The 1,368-nt window shown below is 30.7% G+C and carries 1 protein-coding gene; it reads right to left on the minus strand.

All coding sequences use genetic code 4. The features are described 5' to 3' along the window. On the minus strand, nt 1-1,334 hold a 1,334-nt coding region (locus D9R21_RS06485), incomplete at its 3' end, for a hypothetical protein (RefSeq protein ID WP_148108879.1). Between the last annotated feature and the right edge of the window lie 34 nt (nt 1,335-1,368).

The following is a 1,368-nucleotide window of genomic DNA, read 5'->3' on the forward strand; positions in this document are numbered from 1 at the left end:
AACGGATCAACCACAAACCGTTTAAACAACCACCCAAGAATAAATAACCCTAACAGCGAACCGATTACTATTCCCACAATCGATCAACCACTTAAACCACCCTTTTTATTAGGTACATTACTATCTTTGATTTGCAAAGTAAATTGTTCTGATGTCGCATTGTTGTATTTAACAGTAATGTTGACTTTGTCATTTGGGTTAAATTCACTTTTGTTAAGTTCAAACGAAACTTTGTTTATATCATAATTGCTGGTATTTACCCCAGCAATTATGATACTGCTTGGAACTTGGGTTTTTAACTGCTCGACAACTTGCTCTTTTGTCAACGGTTCTTTTGACGCTAATTTACCATTGGTTTTAAACCAATCAGCAACAGCACGCGCAAATTGACTATCACTAGCTAGTTGCTGTCAGTTTTTACTTTCATTGATTATTTTATTTAGTTCGGTTGCATTAAGTTTTTTAATGCTCTCATTATATCCGTTTAAATTTGCTCAACTATAAAAAATTTGGCCTTGCTCTGTATCTCAAAAGTTCGGGGTTAAATTATCTTTGTTAACAACAATATAATAAATAATTTTTGTTTTTACATTATCTTCTGTTTCAATCAAATAGCGCCCTTGATGTGATTTTAATTGACTACCATCTAAATTGTATGTTTGACTGTCAAATATCTGATAAACACTCCCGTTTTTTTCTCATTTTTCATCTAAACCAAATATTTGTGCTGTAATATTTGTGCTACTTGTTGGTTTGTTTAAACTAACTTTAACTTCGGTATCAGAGTAATACAAATCACTAGTCAAAGTAACATCCCCTACTTTGTCATTAATTGGTGCTTTATAAGAATAACTATCAACATTACCAACTACCGAAGTATTTTTTTTAACATTAATACTTGGTTGCGATAACAATGATGAAACAACAATTTGACCCATATAACTTTTTTTATCAAGCGTAAAAGCGATCTCAATTTGATAGTCTTTATTTTCAACAAGAATTTTATCTGTTGGCAAATCAAATTCCCATATTTTATTTGTTTGAGGCATTTCTTTGCCATTGACTTTAATATTTTCAATATTAGTGTTTGCTATTTTTACTTTAATTTGTCCATTAACAACAAGTTGATCATCACGCAATCAAACTATATTTTTACTACTATCAAATAGGTTAAACTGACTTTGTTGTTTTACCCACGACAAAGCAGTTTTCAAAATACTAAAATTATAAAATACAGAACTAAAATAAACATTATCTTTACTATCAATCGCAAGTGAAATAACACTACTTATTCCATCGATTTTGATTGGCGTTGTTGATCCTTGTTTCAACACAAAGGCAAATCCATCTGACCCACTTATAACATAG

Source organism: Spiroplasma endosymbiont of Megaselia nigra, assembly GCF_003987485.1.
GTDB lineage: Bacteria > Bacillota_I > Bacilli_A > Mycoplasmatales > Mycoplasmataceae > Spiroplasma.